This window comes from Ahrensia sp. 13_GOM-1096m, assembly GCF_000620605.1.
In the GTDB taxonomy this organism is placed as follows: domain Bacteria; phylum Pseudomonadota; class Alphaproteobacteria; order Rhizobiales; family Rhizobiaceae; genus Ahrensia; species Ahrensia kielensis.
Genome location: NZ_JIAX01000010.1, coordinates 198,949 through 216,360, shown reverse-complemented (window position 1 = coordinate 216,360; position 17,412 = coordinate 198,949). Strand labels below are relative to the sequence as shown.

The 17,412-nt window shown below is 47.1% G+C and carries 18 protein-coding genes; 15 read left to right on the top strand and 3 right to left on the bottom strand.

The genetic code is table 11. The annotated features are described in order from the left end of the window. Window positions 1-74: 74 nt before the first annotated feature. On the top strand, window positions 75-659 hold the full coding sequence (locus N530_RS0107215) for a TetR/AcrR family transcriptional regulator (protein WP_026480150.1): 585 nt from the start codon (window positions 75-77) through the stop codon (window positions 657-659). A 168-nt stretch (window positions 660-827) separates the two neighbouring features. Then, a complete protein-coding gene (locus tag N530_RS17605; protein WP_081773915.1) occupies window positions 828-2,927 on the top strand; it encodes a bifunctional diguanylate cyclase/phosphodiesterase in 2,100 nt (699 codons plus the stop codon). A gap of 89 nt (window positions 2,928-3,016) precedes the next feature. Here the strand turns inward: N530_RS17605 and N530_RS0107205 are convergent, their stop codons facing one another. Then, a complete protein-coding gene (locus tag N530_RS0107205; protein WP_026480149.1) occupies window positions 3,017-3,709 on the bottom strand; it encodes a fumarylacetoacetate hydrolase family protein in 693 nt (230 codons plus the stop codon). 135 nt (window positions 3,710-3,844) lie between these two features. Here N530_RS0107205 and N530_RS19185 point away from each other — a divergent pair, with 135 nt between their 5' ends. Together N530_RS19185 and N530_RS0107195 are read left to right on the top strand one after the other, a co-directional pair. Then, window positions 3,845-3,985, top strand: a complete 141-nt coding sequence (locus N530_RS19185; protein WP_202899040.1) for a hypothetical protein — start codon at window positions 3,845-3,847, stop codon at window positions 3,983-3,985. 172 nt (window positions 3,986-4,157) lie between these two features. After that, entirely contained in the window at window positions 4,158-4,910 is a 753-nt protein-coding gene (locus N530_RS0107195) for an NAD(P)H-dependent oxidoreductase (protein ID WP_026480148.1), read from the top strand. A gap of 34 nt (window positions 4,911-4,944) precedes the next feature. Here N530_RS0107195 and tldD read toward each other — a convergent pair whose 3' ends face one another. After that, complete coding sequence (gene tldD / locus N530_RS0107190) at window positions 4,945-6,366, bottom strand: metalloprotease TldD (RefSeq protein ID WP_026480147.1); 1,422 nt, start codon at window positions 6,364-6,366, stop codon at window positions 4,945-4,947. Window positions 6,367-6,551: 185 nt separating this feature from the next. Between tldD and N530_RS17600 the strand changes: the two genes are divergently transcribed. After that, window positions 6,552-7,781: an acyltransferase gene (locus N530_RS17600; protein WP_051540809.1), complete on the top strand. Its 1,230-nt coding sequence runs from the start codon at window positions 6,552-6,554 to the stop codon at window positions 7,779-7,781. Window positions 7,782-7,809: 28 nt separating this feature from the next. On the opposite strand, the gene N530_RS0107180 is transcribed toward N530_RS17600, so the two are convergent. Continuing rightward, window positions 7,810-8,340, bottom strand: a complete 531-nt coding sequence (locus tag N530_RS0107180; protein WP_026480146.1) for an invasion associated locus B family protein — start codon at window positions 8,338-8,340, stop codon at window positions 7,810-7,812. Between the two features lie 377 nt (window positions 8,341-8,717). Here N530_RS0107180 and coxB point away from each other — a divergent pair, with 377 nt between their 5' ends. From coxB to rnhA, 10 genes are all read left to right on the top strand, one after another. Further along, entirely contained in the window at window positions 8,718-9,605 is an 888-nt protein-coding gene (coxB, locus tag N530_RS0107175; RefSeq protein ID WP_026480145.1) for a cytochrome c oxidase subunit II, read from the top strand. A 35-nt stretch (window positions 9,606-9,640) separates the two neighbouring features. Continuing rightward, window positions 9,641-11,296, top strand: coding sequence for a cytochrome c oxidase subunit I (ctaD, locus tag N530_RS0107170; RefSeq protein ID WP_026480144.1), 1,656 nt, complete (start codon window positions 9,641-9,643; stop codon window positions 11,294-11,296). A 97-nt stretch (window positions 11,297-11,393) separates the two neighbouring features. Next, on the top strand, window positions 11,394-12,347 hold the full coding sequence (locus tag N530_RS0107165; RefSeq protein ID WP_026480143.1) for a heme o synthase: 954 nt from the start codon (window positions 11,394-11,396) through the stop codon (window positions 12,345-12,347). Then, on the top strand, window positions 12,347-12,541 hold the full coding sequence (locus N530_RS0107160) for a hypothetical protein (RefSeq protein WP_035266589.1): 195 nt from the start codon (window positions 12,347-12,349) through the stop codon (window positions 12,539-12,541). The genes N530_RS0107165 and N530_RS0107160 overlap by 1 nt, the downstream gene beginning before the upstream one ends. Then, complete coding sequence (locus N530_RS0107155) at window positions 12,538-13,233, top strand: cytochrome c oxidase assembly protein (protein ID WP_026480141.1); 696 nt, start codon at window positions 12,538-12,540, stop codon at window positions 13,231-13,233. The genes N530_RS0107160 and N530_RS0107155 overlap by 4 nt, the downstream gene beginning before the upstream one ends. Before the next feature lie 5 nt (window positions 13,234-13,238). Beyond that, window positions 13,239-14,117 (top strand): cytochrome c oxidase subunit 3, encoded by an 879-nt coding sequence (locus N530_RS0107150; protein WP_018689383.1) that lies wholly within the window; start codon window positions 13,239-13,241, stop codon window positions 14,115-14,117. Window positions 14,118-14,188: 71 nt separating this feature from the next. Further along, window positions 14,189-14,938: an SURF1 family protein gene (locus N530_RS0107145; protein ID WP_026480140.1), complete on the top strand. Its 750-nt coding sequence runs from the start codon at window positions 14,189-14,191 to the stop codon at window positions 14,936-14,938. A gap of 38 nt (window positions 14,939-14,976) precedes the next feature. After that, window positions 14,977-15,987, top strand: coding sequence for a 4-hydroxy-3-methylbut-2-enyl diphosphate reductase (gene ispH, locus N530_RS0107140; RefSeq protein WP_026480139.1), 1,011 nt, complete (start codon window positions 14,977-14,979; stop codon window positions 15,985-15,987). Then, window positions 15,988-16,953: a homoserine kinase gene (locus tag N530_RS0107135; RefSeq protein ID WP_026480138.1), complete on the top strand. Its 966-nt coding sequence runs from the start codon at window positions 15,988-15,990 to the stop codon at window positions 16,951-16,953. Then, the gene (gene rnhA / locus N530_RS0107130; RefSeq protein WP_018689379.1) at window positions 16,953-17,396 is read left to right on the top strand and encodes a ribonuclease HI; all 444 of its coding nucleotides are present in this window, start codon (window positions 16,953-16,955) and stop codon (window positions 17,394-17,396) included. Before N530_RS0107135 ends, rnhA begins: the two co-directional genes overlap by 1 nt. Window positions 17,397-17,412: the final 16 nt, after the last annotated feature.

Genomic DNA, 17,412 nt, shown 5'->3' with positions numbered 1-17,412 from the left:
TCATTTATATGATGAAATTGACCGCGGTCAACTGCTAATTTGACTGCGGTCACAAACTATGAGAAGGCACAGACATGAAGACACCTGTCCAAAGTAGATCGAAAGTGACACGTTCGCGTTTGATTAGCGTCTCAAACGAGCTAATCGATAAGAACGGATTCGAAGCATTGCGCGTCGAAGACGTGGTAACGGGTGCAGGTGTTGCCAAGGGAACGTTCTTTTCTCATTTCAAAGATAAAGACGCTCTCATGGAACTGTGTATAGGCTCCAGAATCGATATGCTGCTGGATAAGATTGAAACGAATCCTAAGCCTAAAGATGTTCCTCATCTCGTTGAAATGATGATGCCGCTCTTAGATTTCATGACGAGTGAGCGCTATGTGTTTGATGTGATTATAAGGCACTCTGGGGCTGCTGCTATTCAGGAGGTCGGGGCTATTGCGATGACTTTTGATCGTCAGGCAAGGGTTCTTGCAGATTGGCTTTCTGATGGACCATTTCGAACCGATGTTTCACCTCAAATGCTTGCAGAAGGTGTTCAAGCGTTTTCAGTGCAGGCGATGGCTTTAAAATTTTGTGCTATACACAACTGCCAATCCACAGTGGAGTTGTTGGTGCCTTATTTGGAAGCTTGGCTAAATCCAAAAGTAAGCATTTAGCACCATTGTCTTGTATTTGAGCGGTTCCCTTAAAATTTCATCAACTATAGCGCGCATTATTCGGCTTTTTGAGAGCCGTCTGCGCACAGTTTAGAAGAACTTGCGTCCGTTTTTAACATTGAATTTACTAGAAACGCGCCACTGCACACGAAACAAAGCGGTGGATTTATGCAAAAACTATTCAATTGTGTCGTATACCTTCATGATCCAATATTATTGGCGTGTGCAGTACTTATTCTATTCATCGGATCAATTGTGACGATACGCCTGTTTACACGGGCGCGAGAAACCAGAAATGAGATTCAGAGGCTCTGGTTGATATTGTCGGGCATGATTGGCGGCGGCACCATTTGGAGCACCCATTTCGTTGCTATGCTGGCCTATAAGAGTGATCTTATTCTTGGCTATGATCTGACACTTACAATCGTTTCTTTGGTAATCGTTGTTTGTACGACGATGCTTGGTTTTGCGATCGCATCACAAAAAACAAACTCTTTACTTATTGAAATTGGAGGCGCGGTTCTCGGCATAGGCATCAGTTCAATGCACTATACCGGAATGGCCGCAATGAAAATCCAAGGCGGCATACATTGGGACACCCCAACTGTGGTTGCTTCGATCTTGCTTGGAGCATTAATCGGCATAGTTTGTGTTTCACTCACTGCTAGGAATTTTACAAAACACCATAATCATTGGGGCGCTGCTGCCTTCATCGTTGCTGTGGCTTTGATGCATTTTACCAGTATGAGCGGTTTGACGCTCATACCTGCCAATATGAGCGTTGAAGTTGAAAAGCTTGTTTCTAATGCTGCGCTTGGATCTGGTATTATCGTCCTAATGGGATGTTTGTACCTAACAACATTCATTACCAGCATGATCGATATGAAGAATGAAAGCGCAACTTCTGAGCATTATAAATACCTTGCGCTACATGATCCATTGACGGGTATTCCAAATCGGCACGGATGCGAAAAATACCTGAAAGATTTTATCTTGGCGCCATTGCCAGATAATCACGGCGTTGCAGTGGTTGGTATTGATTTGGACCGCTTTAAGAGCATCAACGATGTTCATGGCCATGCCGCAGGCGACCATTTGCTTAAATCCATCAGTGCGCATGTATCACAAAACCTTAAGCCCGGTGAAATGATTGGTCGCTTTGGCGGTGATGAGTTTGTTGCACTCAAGTCAGGTGTCTCTGGCAAAAGCGATGCTTCCGAATTTGCAGAGCGTATTTTAAAAGCGATACGTCAGCCGATCATGTGGAATGATGCTGATATCTCAACAAAAGCCAGCCTCGGCTTTTCAATGTTCCCTTGGGATAGCGAAAACCCGATCAAATTGTTGGAGCAGGCTGATTTGGCGATGTATCACGCCAAGAGCAGCGGTAAAGACTGTGTTGTTGGGTATAACAAAGCCATGGATAGCGCCAATAGAGAGCGCGCAACTTTGGCGACAGCGCTTGCCTCTGCAATCGAGAATGAAGAGCTAACGGTTCATTATCAGCTTCAAAATGACGCTCAAACACGCAAAATTACCGGTGTTGAAGCGCTGCTGCGTTGGCATAATCCTGCGCGCGGCAACATAACGCCCGATGTGTTTATTCCAATTGCGGAAGAAACAGGTTTCATCAATGAGCTTGGCACTTGGGTGCTAAGAGAAGCATGTACTGTTGCCTCAAAATGGAGTGTGCCGATTAAAGTTGCGGTCAATGTTGCAGCCAAACAGCTTGCCGATCCTTCATTCGCAGATATCGTCAAGAACGTTCTGGATGAAACAGGCTTGGAGCCATCACGCCTTGAGCTAGAAGTGACGGAGAGCGGCATTATTGGAGATGCTTCACAAGCACTAAAAATCATCAAGAAATTGAAGGCACTCGGCGTGCTGATTGCTATGGATGATTATGGTACTGGCTATTCCACACTGGCTACATTGCACAACTTTCCATTCGATAAGATCAAGATTGACCGCGAGTTTATCAAAGATATTGATCGTAACGAACATTCTGCAGCGATTTTGAAATCAACAATGATTTTGGGCAACAGCTTGAAAATACCTGTGCTTGCAGAAGGTGTTGAAACAGAAGCGCATTTGTCTGCTTTGAGCAATGAAGGTTGCCAGTTGGTTCAAGGGTTCCTGTTTGGAAAGCCAATGCCAAACAATATGTTTGAAGACCTTTTAGCGCAGCAAATTCGCGATGGTCTTTGGAGTGACCATTTCGAGGAAGCAGCAAAAACGAATGTGGTGACACTCAAAGCCATCGCTTGATGTGGCTTTGCTCGCCAAGTGAATGCTGAAACAAATTATGGCCGCTCTTATGCGGCCATTTTCTATTGGGCTAGCGCTGCAGTGTTGACCTATTTGACCAAGAACTGAACTTCTCCGACGCCCTCTACGCCGCCTTGCAATATATCACCGCTCACCACAGGCCCAACGCCAGCAGGTGTTCCGGTCATAATAAGATCGCCAGGAAACAACTCAAACAAAGTCGACAGATAGGCAATTGCATCGCGCACAGGCCAGATCATCTGATCGAGTGTGCCTGTCTGAACGCGTTCGCCGTTTCTATCGAGCCAGATTTTTGCGTTTGCAATATCATTAGGATTGTCGATGCAGGTAAGTGCGGAGCAGGGCGCAGAATAATCAAAAGATTTTGCGACAGCCCATGGGCGCCCTTGCTTCTTGGCTTCCGCTTGAAGATCGCGGCGGGTGAGATCAACGCCAACCGCATAACCAAAGATCGCTTTATCGGCTTCTTCTGCACTCAAATCTTTTCCGCCTGCTTTTAAAGCAACAACAAGCTCGATCTCATGGTGAACATCTTGTGTCGCGGAAGGGTATGGAAAAATCAGTTGGCCTTCACCTGTAAGCAGGCAAGAGGGATGCTTTTCAAAGAAAAATGGTGGGGCCTTATCAGGGTCATGACCCATTTCGCGCGCATGTTCGGCATAGTTGCGGCCGATACAATAAATGCGTCTGGCTGGAAACAGATCATCTGAACCGTTGATCGCAAGAGTTGGTTGGCTTGGAGCGGGTATAGCATAGGTCATGGTTGAGCATCACTTTGAAACAGATATGTCGAATTACATATATTTTTCTTCGCCGCAATTCCTCCATATTTGAGGCAGCGACAGGGTGTAGGCTCTCGCGTGCCCGATCCGGGTGTTTTTTAAAGGAATTTTGCCATGGCCAAAGGTCAAATACGCGGCAACAAAGAAGCTCGAAAGCCCAAGAAGGAAAAAGTGACTGCTGTGGCAGCACCTGTAAGCGGCGGTTTGAAAATTGGCGCTGCATCTCCGATGAATGCACAGCCGAAAAAGAAGTAGATAATTAGGTCGCGCGTCCGTTCGTCGGGCGTGCACTATCTCACTTTATAGATGCTATGTTTGAGCACGTTTTAGCAAATCGCTAAAATCACCCCATAAGGGGCTGAATAAATGTGAGGAAAATTTGCATTTGAATAGGCGGGTGTTAATAACGGCTCGATAGGAGAGCCGCTTGACAACCACACTCATTATTCTTGCTCATCCCGAGGTTACATCTTTCAATGCCAATTGGGCCGCAGCATCTGCTAGCGCAGCTCAGGCTCAGGGTGATGACGTTCTATGGTCGGATTTATACCGCATGGGATTTGATCCTGCGGAGCGGGCTGATTTTTACGTTGATCACGATGGCCCTTTTGATCCGCTAAAAGCGCAGGAACAAGCAGCAGAACAAAGCAAATTGTCACCGCAAATTGCTGCTGAGATTGAAAAAATCAAAAAAGCCGATCGCCTCATTTTCCATTTCCCAATGTGGTGGTTCGGGCCGCCTGCAATTCTAAAGGGGTGGTTTGATAGAGTTTTGGCACATGGCGCGCTTCATAATGTCCAAGAGCGTTTCGACAACGGCATGTGCCGTGGCAAGAAAGCGCTCTTTTGTGTTACCACCGGATCAAGTGAACTTGAAAGCGCTCCGCATGGCAAAGAAGCTGATGCCAATATGTTGCTTTGGCCATCGGCATATACGCTGCGCTATTGTGGCTTTGATGTTTTGAAGCCGGTCTTTGCGCATCGGGTTCATGGATATAACCGCGGCGACCGTCTCGTTGAGCTTGAAACTCGATTGCAGAAAACACTTAAAGCTCAAGCTGAGTTAGTCACCAATTTCGATACGCTTCCAATGATTACGTTTAACGCAGATAATGATTTTGATGAGAATGGCCAGCTAAAAGAAGGCGTAAAAAGCACGACGCCTTTTATACGCCGCTAAGGAAGCCGCTGTCATCAAATGTGTGGTCCAAGGCTTAAGCCTCGGTGCCACCAATCGTCATCTGGTCCATGCGCAAATGTGGCTGGCCAATGCCAACGGGAACACCTTGTCCAGCTTTACCACAGGTGCCAACGCCATTATCGAGTGCAAGATCATTGCCGACCATTGAAACGCGGTGCATGGCATCAGGTCCGTTACCAATCATCATCGCACCTTTGACCGGATAAGTGATTTTACCATCCTCGATCATGTAGGCTTCGGTTGCGCCAAAAACGAATTTACCAGATGTGATATCCACCTGTCCGCCGCCAAATGACACAGCATATAAGCCGCGCTTTACCGATGAGATGATCTCTTCAGAGGTCTTGTCGCCAGCAAGCATGTAAGTATTTGTCATGCGCGGCATTGGCACATGAGCATAAGATTGACGACGGCCATTGCCCGTCGGTTTCATGCCCATAAGGCGGGCATTTTGCCTGTCTTGCATATAGCCAACGAGTTTGCCGTCCTCAATCAGAACATTATAGCCAGATGGCGTGCCTTCATCATCGATAGACAATGAGCCGCGACGATTATCAATCGTGCCATCATCAACCACTGTCACGCCTTTTGCTGCAACTTGCTGCCCCATAAGCCCCGCAAAAGCAGATGTGCCTTTGCGGTTGAAATCACCTTCAAGCCCATGGCCCACAGCTTCATGCAGCATCACGCCAGGCCATCCATTGGCCAGCACCACATCCATTGTACCAGCTGGAGAAGGGCGCGCTTCAAGATTAACCAGTGCTTGGCGCAGCGCACTATCAGCTGCCTGTTGCCATGTGTCGGTTGCGATAAAATCACCGAATAATTGCCGCCCACCCATACCATGCGAACCGGTTTCTTGCCGGTCACCTTCACCAACAATAACAGACACATTAACGCGAACCATTGGGCGTATATCTTTTGCCAAATGTCCATCTGCGCGCAGGATTTCGATAACTTGCCAAGAGGCGGCAAGCGATGCAGAAACCTGCCGTACACGTTCGTCTTTGCCGCGAACATAAGCATCAATGTCTTGTAAGAGCTTAACTTTGGTTTCGAATGAAGGCTCACCAATTGGGTTGCCATCAACATACAGCTTTTTGTTTGTGCGCTGCGGAGCGTCGGAATATGTGCCTGAATGATTGGCCGTAACAGCGCTTACAGCATCTGCGGCACGCAGAAGGGCACCTTCTGAAAAATTATCACTTTCAGCATAACCGACAGCCTCACCAGCGACAGTGCGCAGCCCAAAGCCGGAAGATGTGTTGAATGAACCGGTTTTTAAACGCCCATTATCAAAGCCAAGCACTTCTCCTTCGGAATATTCCATAAAGAGTTCGCCGTCATCAGCTTTTGTAAGTGCGTTAGAGACCAATGCTCTTACGCGCTCTTCTGAAATATCAAACTGATCGAGCAGATTAGGTACGGCTGACATGAAGCACTCCGGCTAGTTGTATAATATAAACTTACATAGGCCGGATGAATGCTAATTTCGAGTGGCCAGTAGAACCTTTGTGGCAATGATTCTGTTTTAAGTCATTATTTTACGTTTGATATATACTTGTTAAACTGAAAGCTGACCAAATGGCACCTGAGGTGCGTATCAAGAGGCGAGTTTTAATGGCTAGCAGCGAACGCTTACATTATCTGGATTGGTTGCGGGTTATCGCATTTGCTATTCTTATTATTTATCATTCAGCGGTGGGTTTTTTCCCGAATGATTTTTGGTTGATCAGTAGTCCAAATACCAGCGCTACCTTAGAGCTGCTCATGGATCTTCCGCGCGTATGGCGTTTATCGCTTCTGTTCTTTATCTCTGGCGCAGGCACTTACTTTGCGTTCCGCAAACAATCTGATGTTCAGTTCATTACAGCCAGAACTGTTAGGCTTGTTGTTCCATTACTATTTGCAATGGCGCTCATTTGTGCGCCGCAGGTTTGGTATGAGCGAATGCTCGTTGATGGATATAAGGGAAATTTCTGGCAGTTTTGGACAGAGCGTTATTTCATGGAAGGAAAATACCCGACCGGAAATTTCACTTGGGCACATATGTGGTTCGTTGGTTACCTGTTTACGATGACGATGTTGTTCTTCCCTGTCATGAAGTTTCTCAACACGCGTCTTGGCGATAAGATCAACAATGTTTTTGCAACGATCTTTCAAACGCGCGCTTCATATTGTCTGTTTTTGCTGCCCTTGGCCTTGAACCTGATGTTAACGCCTTGGTTCCCACGCGCAACAAATACACTTTACAATGATTTCGCTTGGCTAGCGGTGTATCTGTCATGGTTTGGGTTTGGATATCTTTATGCGCGCAATCATATCGTCGCAAATAGGTTTCTTGTTCTGCATACAGCCGAGATTATTACACTGACGGTCATTGTTTCCGTTTCAATGTATGTTCTGTTCTGGATCGATGTGTTTGATTTAAATCTTGGTAATCGAGGAAACCATACCGCTTTATATAAAGCCTTCTCGATCTGCTTATCGCTGATGATGATTTACACGCTTTTAATTCTAGGCTTGCGTTTCTTGAACTTTAAAAACGGTTTCATAAGCTACTTTAATAAAGCTGTTTATCCACTCTACATTGTTCACCAGACCATTATTGTTGGTCTGCTTTATTACACAATCAAAAATGGCTTTGGTTTTTCAACAAGCCTAGCAACCGTAATGATAGGCACTGCATTGCTTTCAATGCTGTCCTATCATTTGATCATCAAGAATTTAGGCTGGGGCAGGCTTCTGTTTGGTTTGGATGCAGAAGGGCGTGGGGCAGAATTTTCCAAGCGCTTTGTCATTCGCATTGAAAGCCTATTGCCCCAGAGCTGGCGAGAAAACGAAGGCTGATAAATAGATCAGCCAAGGTTTTGTCACTTTAAGGCAGCGCATTAAAGCCTTCTGTAAACCCGGACAGGTCCACAGGAATGCCGATGCCTTCTTCAGGTGTTTGGAACACGATGAATGTTGCGCCTGTTCCGCCTTGGAAATTGCTGAGAAGCGAATCTTCCAATATGACTTCCGCGTAACATCCATCTGCAAAGCAGCGTACAAAATATGCACGTCCTATGTCTTTGCCGTCAATGTTGAGGCCAAGGCCGTTTGGAAGCAGAACCCCTAATGGCGCTAGAACGCGCAAGATGCGGGCTTTCTTATCGGCGGTTTTGACAACGATGACAGATAGGCCAAGCTCTGGACGATCTTCCGCGATGACATTTTGCATCAATACGCATTGTTCGCTTGAAGCACCTGCCGGTGTATCGCAAATGATTGACCAAGCGCCATGTGTAGAGCGAACAATACCTTGTTGAGCGCTAGCACTTTGAGGTGCCAATGCAGTCATTAAAATGACAGCACTTGCTGCAAGAGTAGTGAGGGAAGATTTGAAACTGGTAAGCGATTTTATCATTAAGCGAATAAACCATCTAATGTGTTGGTATTGACCAATAGGCAATCGTCACGAATCGCCACGGTTATTTTTACGACGACAGGCGATTAAAAGAAACCGCAAGTTGATAGCGTCTTCCATTGATACCCCCGATGGCGTTGTTATGCGGTCCTGAGCGCGGCAAAAAGATGGCGTAAAGCGTTAAAAAGTGATTGTTGCCGCATTTGTGTGGGCGGTTATAGTGTGACTCTGTGGGAAAACTGGTGCGTAGCGATCAAATGACGCACAATTTGGCCACACATATGGTTGCGATTGGATTGCTTTAGAGTGTAAAGACCTACCATAAATCGAGTAAACGTGGCCGGAATCCGATTCCGTCCAATTCGGGAGAATAAAGCGTGTTCAATTCTACGACTCGCCGTGCCGCACTGGCACTTACATCTTTAACAGGGCTTTTTGCGCCTGTTGCGGCCTATGCCGATCAGCCAACTCCTTGGCAGTATCGTTTTCAGGAGCCTGCGACAGACATTATGCGTGAAATCATTTGGTTTGAAGAATACACATTGTGGTTCATCATTCCGATCACCTTGTTGGTATTGGCACTTCTGATCTATGTAATCGTGAAGTTTAGCGCCAAAGCTAATCCAATTCCATCACGTACAAGCCACCATACAATGATTGAGGTCGTCTGGACTGTTGCGCCAGTTGTCATTCTCTTATTCTTGGCTGTTCCATCATTCCAGCTTCTTGAGCGTCAGTTTACGCCGCCAAGTGAAGCTGAGCTGACAATCAAAGCAACCGGATACCAGTGGTATTGGGGCTATGAGTACCAGATTGGCGAAACAGAAGAAGATGCGATCTCTTTTGACGCAATCCTGTTGCCAGAAGCTGGTCGCCCTGCAGGTAAAGAAGACCTTTCTGTTTATCCGCGCTTGCTAGCTGTTGATAACGAAGTTGTCGTGCCTGTTAATACAACCGTTCGTATTCTCGTGACTGCTGGTGATGTTTTGCATAACTGGGCAATGCCTTCTTTTGGCATTAAAATGGACGCGGTTCCTGGCCGTTTGAACGAGACTTGGTTTAACGTGGAAAAAGAAGGCCTTTATTATGGCCAGTGTTCAGAGCTTTGCGGCAAAGACCACGCGTTTATGCCAATCGCCGTTCGTGCTGTTTCAAAAGCGGATTATGAAGCTTGGGCAGGTACAGCAAAAGCAAGCCTTGATGAGGCAAATAAAAACCTCATGGCTTCGCTCGAAGTAAAAAATAAGCTCGCAAGCGCTGAATAAGATTAGTTTTAAAGACCTTTTAGGAGCACAATTACATGGCTGACGCAGTAGCACATGGTGCACATGACGATCACAAACCACAGGGCTTTATTCGCCGCTGGGTATTCTCGACGAACCATAAAGATATCGGTACGCTCTATTTGATCTTCGCGATCTTTGCAGGCGTATTCGGTGGTTTCCTTTCCGTTATGATGCGTTGGGAACTCGCTGAACCGGGCATTCAGATCTTCCATGGTCTTGCTTCAATGGTTTATGGTGTAGAGGGCGATGCTGCGCTCGATGCCGGTAAACACATGTATAATGTGTTCACCACCGGCCATGGTCTGGTCATGATCTTCTTCATGGTTATGCCAGCGCTTATTGGTGGTTTTGCTAACTGGATGGTGCCGATCATGATCGGTGCGCCGGACATGGCATTCCCTCGCATGAACAATATCTCGTTCTGGTTGTTGCCTCCGGCATTCATCTTGCTTCTGATTTCAATGTTTATGCCTTCTGCACCCGGTGCCTTTGGTGTTGGCGGTGGTTGGACAATGTATCCGCCGCTTTCAACGTCAGGTCAGCCTGGCCCTGCGGTCGATTTTGCTATCCTGTCGCTTCATATCGCTGGTGCATCATCTATCCTTGGTGCAATCAACTTCATTACGACAATCTTCAACATGCGTGCGCCGGGCATGACCCTGCACAAAATGCCGTTGTTTGCATGGTCTGTATTGATCACAGCTTTCTTGCTTCTTCTTTCATTGCCGGTACTTGCTGGCGCGATCACAATGCTTTTGACAGACCGTAACTTTGGTACAGCATTCTTTGCACCAGATGGCGGTGGTGATCCGATCTTGTTCCAGCATTTGTTCTGGTTCTTTGGTCACCCTGAAGTGTATATTTTGATTTTGCCTGCATTCGGTATTGTCAGCCACATCGTTTCAACATTCTCTAAGAAGCCAGTATTTGGCTATTTGGGCATGGCTTACGCGATGGTTGCTATCGGTGTTGTCGGCTTCATCGTGTGGGCGCACCACATGTACACAGTTGGCCTTTCACTCGATACTCAGCGTTACTTCGTATTCGCAACAATGGTTATCGCGGTGCCAACAGGCGTGAAAATCTTCTCTTGGATCGCCACAATGTGGGGCGGCTCTATTGAGATGCGTTCACCAATGCTTTGGGCAATCGGCTTCATCTTCCTGTTCACCGTTGGTGGTGTAACGGGCGTGCAGCTTGCCAATGCTGGTCTCGACCGCTCGCTTCATGACACATATTACGTGGTTGCTCACTTCCACTATGTTCTGTCACTGGGCGCTGTGTTCGCTATCTTTGCTGCATGGTACTACTGGTTCCCTAAAATGACTGGTTACATGTACTCATCAATGATCGCCCGTATTCACTTCTGGGTTACGTTCATTGGCGTGAACTTGTTGTTCTTCCCGCAGCACTTCCTTGGTCTTGCAGGTATGCCGCGCCGCTATATCGATTATCCTGATGCCTATGCTGGCTGGAACCTCGTGTCATCATATGGTTCTTATCTGTCTGCCTTTGGTGTCCTGATCTTCCTTTGGGGTGTGTTTGAGGCATTTGCCCGCAAGCGTGAAGCTGGCGCAAACCCATGGGGCGAGGGTGCAACAACACTCGAATGGCAGTTGCCTTCACCGCCGCCGTTCCACCAGTGGGAACAATTGCCGCGCATTAAATAAGCAAATTGGCAATTTAAAACCTTCCACTGCCCGGATCATGCAAATGGTTCGGGCAGTAGCAAAAGAAACAAGACATTTTTTAAAAGAGCAAAGCTAAATGGCAATGGTTGAAGACATAGTTTTAAATGATGCGCGTGTGTCTGAAGCGACACCGGCGGATTATTTTGAGCTGCTTAAACCAAAAGTCATGCGCCTTGTTGTTTTTACCGCGCTCGTTGGCATGCTTGCAGCGCCCGGCGCAATCAACCCATTCCTTGCCGTCTTCTCTGTTTTGGCAATTGCTGTTGGTGCAGGCGCATCTGGCGCTTTGAACATGTGGTATGATTCCGACATTGATGGCGTCATGACCCGCACAGTTAAACGTCCTGTGCCTTCGGGCCGTGTTACGCCAACAGAAGCGCTGATCTTTGGTGTGATTCTATCGGTTCTATCTGTGCTCACGCTTGGCCTTGTGGCCAATTGGGTCGCTGGAGGACTGCTTGCCTTTACAATCTTCTTCTATGCCGTGATCTATACCGTCTGGCTAAAACGTTCGACGCCGCAAAATATTGTTATTGGCGGCGCTGCTGGTGCTTTCCCGCCGATGATCGGTTGGGCTTGTGTAACTGGCACGTTGACTATCGATAGTGCGGTACTGTTCGCGATCATCTTCCTTTGGACGCCGCCGCATTTCTGGGCGTTGGCGCTATGGAAAATGCGTGACTACGATAACGCCGGTGTGCCGATGTTGCCGAATGTTGTTGGCGAAAAGAAAACGCGCGATCAGATGCTCATTTATGCGGCGCTATTGTTGCCTGTAACGGTTGCGCCTGCATTTCTTGGATTTGGCGGCGTTACCTATGCCGTCATTTCAACGCTGCTCGCGGGCACTTTTCTGTGGCTGACTTATAAGGTCTGGGCGATTGCTGGCGCCGATGAAAGTTTGAAAGCTGAAAAATATCTGTTCGGCTTTTCCATTTTCTTGTTGTTCGCTGTGTTTGCCACATTGCTCGTTGAAGCAGTTGTGTTTCGCACTTTTGGTCTTGCCTTCACTCTAGGAGATATTTTCTAATGGCCGAAGCACGTCACAAAGAGGGTGAAATAATCGAGCTTGTGAGCTTGACCGACAAGCAAGCTAAATCACGCAAAGCGCGAAACATTGCGATCGCACTATGTTTGGTAGCTTTTGTTGGTGTATTTTATGTGGCCACTGTCGTAAAATTTGGTCCAGCAATTATGCAAAATCGAGGCTTTAACCAGCAATGAGCGAGACAGTTCAAAAGACAGTTTCAGACCAAAGCAGCAAGCATAAAAATGCGCGCCTTGCTTTTTCATGCTTCGCATTTTTTACGGGCATGATTTGTTTGGCCTATGCTTCTGTTCCGCTTTACAGCCTGTTCTGCAAGGTAACAGGCTATGGTGGAACAACGCAGCGTACTGAAGCAGCTTCACAGACCATTCTTGATAAAACGATCAATGTTCGCTTTGATTCGAACATTGGTGACAGCGCGCTTGGTTGGAAGTTCAAACCATTGCAGCGCGAAGTTACGATTAAAATTGGCGAGCAAACGAAAATTGCTTATAGCGCGCAAAATATGCTTTCAGTGCCAACCACAGGCACAGCTACCTTTAATGTAACGCCGCAAGCTGCAGGCGCCTATTTTAACAAGATGGAATGTTTTTGTTTTACTGAAACAACATTGCAACCAGGCGAAAGCATGGAAATGCCTGTTGTGTTCTTTGTTGATCCAGAAATAGTCAACGCTATAGAAACAAAAAATATTGGCACGATCACGCTGTCATACACTTTTTATGAAGCCGATGCGCCTGCACAAGTAAGCGCGGTAAGCGGCAACAAAATTCAATCTGTTGAAACACTTGCACCAACAGAAAAATTGAGTACAAAAACACCAAAGCTTGGCGATGAAAAATCTGACATCGCTGGAAACCGGGGGTAGTCTTTATGGCTGACGCACACGCAAAAAATCACGATTATCACATCATCGACCCAAGCCCTTGGCCGTTTCTCGGCTCATTTGGCGCATTGGTAATGATGATTGGCGCAGTTGGCTGGATGCAAGCAGGAAAGGGCAATGACTTCTCTTTGCTCGGCTTACCGCTTGCAAATCCGTGGCTGTTCTTTATTGGCCTCGCAATTGTGCTTTATACAATGTTTGGCTGGTGGTCTGACACCGTCAAAGAAGCACATGAAGGTCATCATACACGTGTTGTGTCCATACATCTTCGCTATGGCATGATCATGTTTATTGCATCAGAAGTTATGTTCTTTGTGGCATGGTTCTGGGCTGTTTTTGATGCCAGCATTTTCTATGATGAAGCAATTCAAGTAAGCCGTATGAGCTATACAGGCGGTCAGTGGCCACCTGCAGGCATGGAGGTTCTCGACCCTCTACATTTGCCGCTTTATAACACTTTGCTTTTGCTTCTATCTGGCACAACAATCACTTGGGCGCACCACGCACTGCTTCACAATGACCGCTCTGGTCTTAAATGGGGCCTCGCGCTAACCATTGGTCTCGGCGTCGTGTTTACCGGTGTTCAGGCTTATGAATATGCGCATGCGCCATATTCATTCTCTGATTCACTTTATGGCGCGACATTCTTCATGGCGACTGGCTTCCATGGCTTCCATGTTCTCGTCGGTACAATCTTCCTGATCGTTTGTTTGCTACGTGCCATGGCTGGTCATTTCACAGCTAAACAGCACTTTGGTTTTGAAGCCGCAGCTTGGTACTGGCATTTTGTTGACGTTGTATGGCTCTTCCTGTTCTTCGTGATTTACATCTGGGGATCATGGGGCGCGCCGATTTACCACGGCTAATTATGATCTGAATATTGCTAAGCGGGCGGGCATGGAAACATGGTCGCCCGTTTGCATTTAAGGCTACAAAAATGACAGCAGAAGCAGCTTCACCTAACAATAAAAAGAAATGGCTCTTGCTGGCTTTATTCTTCGGTACAATTACGCTGGCCGTTCTGGTGTCGCTTGGCACATGGCAAGTTAAGCGGCTTATATGGAAAGAAGAACTTTTAGCGACAATTGAAGCGCGTACTGCGGACGAACCAATTGCGTTAGCTGAATTGCTGAAGCGTTTTGAAACAGGTGATGATATCGAATATGTGCCCGTGAAAACGCAGGGCTATTTCGACCACGATAATGAACAGCATTTCTTTGCAACTTTTGACGGCTTGTCGGGCTATTATATTTATACGCCGCTCAACCTTGAGAAAGACCGCTATGTTTTTGTCAATCGTGGGTTTGTGCCTTATGCGCTAAAGGATGCTAAATCACGCCCTGAAACGCTGGTCTCATTCGCGCAAGATGTCACAGGTTTAGCGCGTAAAGCCCCTAAAGAAAAAGCGGGCTGGGTCGTTCCAGAAAACGATGTTGAGAAAAATGTTTTTCACTGGAAAGACATGGACGCAATGATTGCGCGAACCGGTAAACCTGCTGATCAATTTCTGCCGTTCTTTATTGACCAAAACCGCAATTCTAATCGTTCACTCTTGCCTTTTGGCGGCGTGACAATGATCAATTTGCCCAATAATCATTTGCAATATGCGGTTACATGGTTTGGTTTAGCGCTGACACTTATAGGTGTCTTGGGTTACTATTTGATAAGATACCGCAGAGGTTCTTAGGTCTTTACAACACTAGCTTGCCAAGGCAGTAAACTCTAATGGCTCAATCCTCCAAATCACCTTTGACTATACGCCTGTGCGCCCCTCGCGGCTTTTGCGCAGGCGTCGACCGTGCAATCCAGATCGTCGTTTTAGCGCTCAAAAAATACGGCACACCAGTCTATGTCCGTCATGAAATTGTCCATAACAAATTTGTCGTTGATGGGTTGAAGGATAGGGGCGCGATTTTTGTTAAAGAGCTAGATGATATTCCTGCTGAACATAAAGATCGTCCGGTTGTATTTTCCGCTCATGGCGTGCCGCAATCTGTTCCTGAAGACGCAGCAGCGCGCAATTTCTTCTATTTGGATGCAACATGCCCGCTGGTTTCAAAAGTTCATAAACAAGCCATGCGGCATCAGCGGCTTGGCCGTCATGTGCTGCTTATTGGCCATGCAGGTCATCCCGAAGTCATCGGCACGATGGGCCAGCTTGAACCTCAAGATGTTACGCTCGTGGAGACACCAGAGCAGGTGGCTGAATTACAGGTGCCAGATGAAAACAATGTCGGCTATGTAACGCAGACCACTTTGTCTGTTGATGATACGGCTGATGTGGTCGCAGCTTTGGAAGCACGATTTAAAAATCTAACGGCACCGTCATCTGAGAGCATTTGTTATGCAACCACAAACCGCCAAGAAGCGGTAAAACAAGCCGCCGTTGGAACGGATATGTTTATCATCGTAGGGGCGCCAAATTCTTCCAATTCTATGCGCCTCGTTGAAGTTGCCAAGCGCCATGGGGCAAAAGGCTCCATGTTGGTACAGCGCGCATCAGAGCTCGATTTTAGCCTTTTAAAAGATGTTCGCACCTTAGGCATGTCTGCAGGTGCATCTGCCCCTGAAATCGTTGTTGATGAAATCATTGATGCTTTTCGCCAGCACTTCGATGTGACAATTGAAATAGCACTGACGGCTGAGGAAAATGAGAATTTTCCTGTAATGCGGGATCTGCGTGAAACCGAACTTTTGCCATCTGATATGGCGTTTTTAAATGGACCGGGTGCATAATTGGCCGTCTACACTGATATTACTGAAGCCGAACTAACCGCTTTTATTGCGCAGTATGATGTTGGAGATTTGCTCTCCTATAAAGGCATCGCGGAAGGTGTTGAGAACACAAATTTCCTTGTCCATTGTGAGAAGGCTAACTTCATTCTGACGCTTTACGAAAAACGCGTGAACCCTGATGATCTACCGTTTTTCTTGAACTTGATGGAGCATTTGGCGCAAAGCGGCATCAACTGTCCTCTGCCGGTTGTGCGCAAGGATGGAAAAGTGCTTGGGCAACTGGCTGGCCGTCCTGCGGCAATGATCACCTTTCTTGAAGGGGTGTGGATGCGTGAGCCGACCATTGAGCACTGTAGAGCTCTGGGCACGACGCTTGCAAAAATGCATGAAGCCGGAAAAGGCTTTAACATGCAGCGCAAAAATTCACTGACTGTGGGCGACTGGCGTCCACTTTGGAATAAATGCGTGGAAGCCCATCCTAATATGGAAGATGCGCTGCGTGTTGCGGTTGAGGCAGCGCTCAATAAGTTCGAAGCCAATTGGCCTGAAAAGCTAGAGCGCGGTATCATTCATGCGGACTTGTTCCCCGATAATGTGTTTTTCCTTGGCGGTGAACTTTCCGGTATCATCGACTTTTATTTCGCCTGCAGTGATGCGCTGGCTTACGACATCGCCGTTTGCATCAATGCATGGTGCTTTGAGGCTGACCATGGTTTCAATGCTGCTAAAGGGGCGGCGTTGCTGGAAGCATATAATGCCTCACGCAAGCTATCAGATGAAGAACGCCAAGCTATGCCAATGCTTTGTGAAGGGGCAGCGCTGCGTTTCATGCTGACGCGCCTATATGATTGGGTGACGACACCGGAAGGCTCTCTCGTGGTTAAAAAAGACCCAGAAGAGTATATTATAAAAATGCGGTTCCATGCGCAGGTGAGCGACATTTCAACTTATGGATTAATGCACTGATGGCTAACGTATCGATTTTTACAGACGGTGCCTGTTCTGGCAATCCGGGTCCTGGCGGTTGGGGTGCAATTCTTAAAGCCAGTGATAATGAAAAAGAACTTAAGGGCGGCGAAGCCGACACAACCAATAATCGTATGGAGCTTATGGCTGCTATCAGTGCGCTTAACGCGCTTAAAGGTGGGCCTCACGATGTCGCGCTTTATACGGACTCGTCCTATGTGAAAGACGGCATTTCCAGCTGGATACATGGCTGGAAGAAAAACGGATGGAAGACGGCTGCGAAAAAACCGGTCAAGAATGCGGAATTATGGCAAGCGCTTGATGCAGCAACCAAATTACACAAAGTGACATGGCACTGGGTTAAAGGTCACGCCGGTCATCCGGAAAATGAACGTGCTGATGAATTGGCGCGTGCGGGCATGGAGCCTTACAAGAAAAAATAATGCCGATCATTGTTTA

Excerpts from the sequence above, each read along its gene's own strand:
- N530_RS0107215 (WP_026480150.1), top strand. The coding sequence starts at position 75 with ATGAAGACACCTGTCCAAAGTAGATCGAAAGTGACACGTTCGCGTTTG.
- N530_RS17605 (WP_081773915.1), top strand. The coding sequence starts at position 828 with ATGCAAAAACTATTCAATTGTGTCGTATACCTTCATGATCCAATATTA.
- N530_RS0107205 (WP_026480149.1), bottom strand. The coding sequence starts at position 3,709 with ATGACCTATGCTATACCCGCTCCAAGCCAACCAACTCTTGCGATCAAC.
- N530_RS19185 (WP_202899040.1), top strand. The coding sequence starts at position 3,845 with ATGGCCAAAGGTCAAATACGCGGCAACAAAGAAGCTCGAAAGCCCAAG.
- tldD (WP_026480147.1), bottom strand. The coding sequence starts at position 6,366 with ATGTCAGCCGTACCTAATCTGCTCGATCAGTTTGATATTTCAGAAGAG.
- N530_RS17600 (WP_051540809.1), top strand. The coding sequence starts at position 6,552 with ATGGCTAGCAGCGAACGCTTACATTATCTGGATTGGTTGCGGGTTATC.
- N530_RS0107180 (WP_026480146.1), bottom strand. The coding sequence starts at position 8,340 with ATGATAAAATCGCTTACCAGTTTCAAATCTTCCCTCACTACTCTTGCA.
- ctaD (WP_026480144.1), top strand. The coding sequence starts at position 9,641 with ATGGCTGACGCAGTAGCACATGGTGCACATGACGATCACAAACCACAG.
- N530_RS0107165 (WP_026480143.1), top strand. The coding sequence starts at position 11,394 with ATGGCAATGGTTGAAGACATAGTTTTAAATGATGCGCGTGTGTCTGAA.
- N530_RS0107160 (WP_035266589.1), top strand. The coding sequence starts at position 12,347 with ATGGCCGAAGCACGTCACAAAGAGGGTGAAATAATCGAGCTTGTGAGC.
- N530_RS0107155 (WP_026480141.1), top strand. The coding sequence starts at position 12,538 with ATGAGCGAGACAGTTCAAAAGACAGTTTCAGACCAAAGCAGCAAGCAT.
- N530_RS0107150 (WP_018689383.1), top strand. The coding sequence starts at position 13,239 with ATGGCTGACGCACACGCAAAAAATCACGATTATCACATCATCGACCCA.
- N530_RS0107145 (WP_026480140.1), top strand. The coding sequence starts at position 14,189 with ATGACAGCAGAAGCAGCTTCACCTAACAATAAAAAGAAATGGCTCTTG.
- ispH (WP_026480139.1), top strand. The coding sequence starts at position 14,977 with ATGGCTCAATCCTCCAAATCACCTTTGACTATACGCCTGTGCGCCCCT.
- rnhA (WP_018689379.1), top strand. The coding sequence starts at position 16,953 with ATGGCTAACGTATCGATTTTTACAGACGGTGCCTGTTCTGGCAATCCG.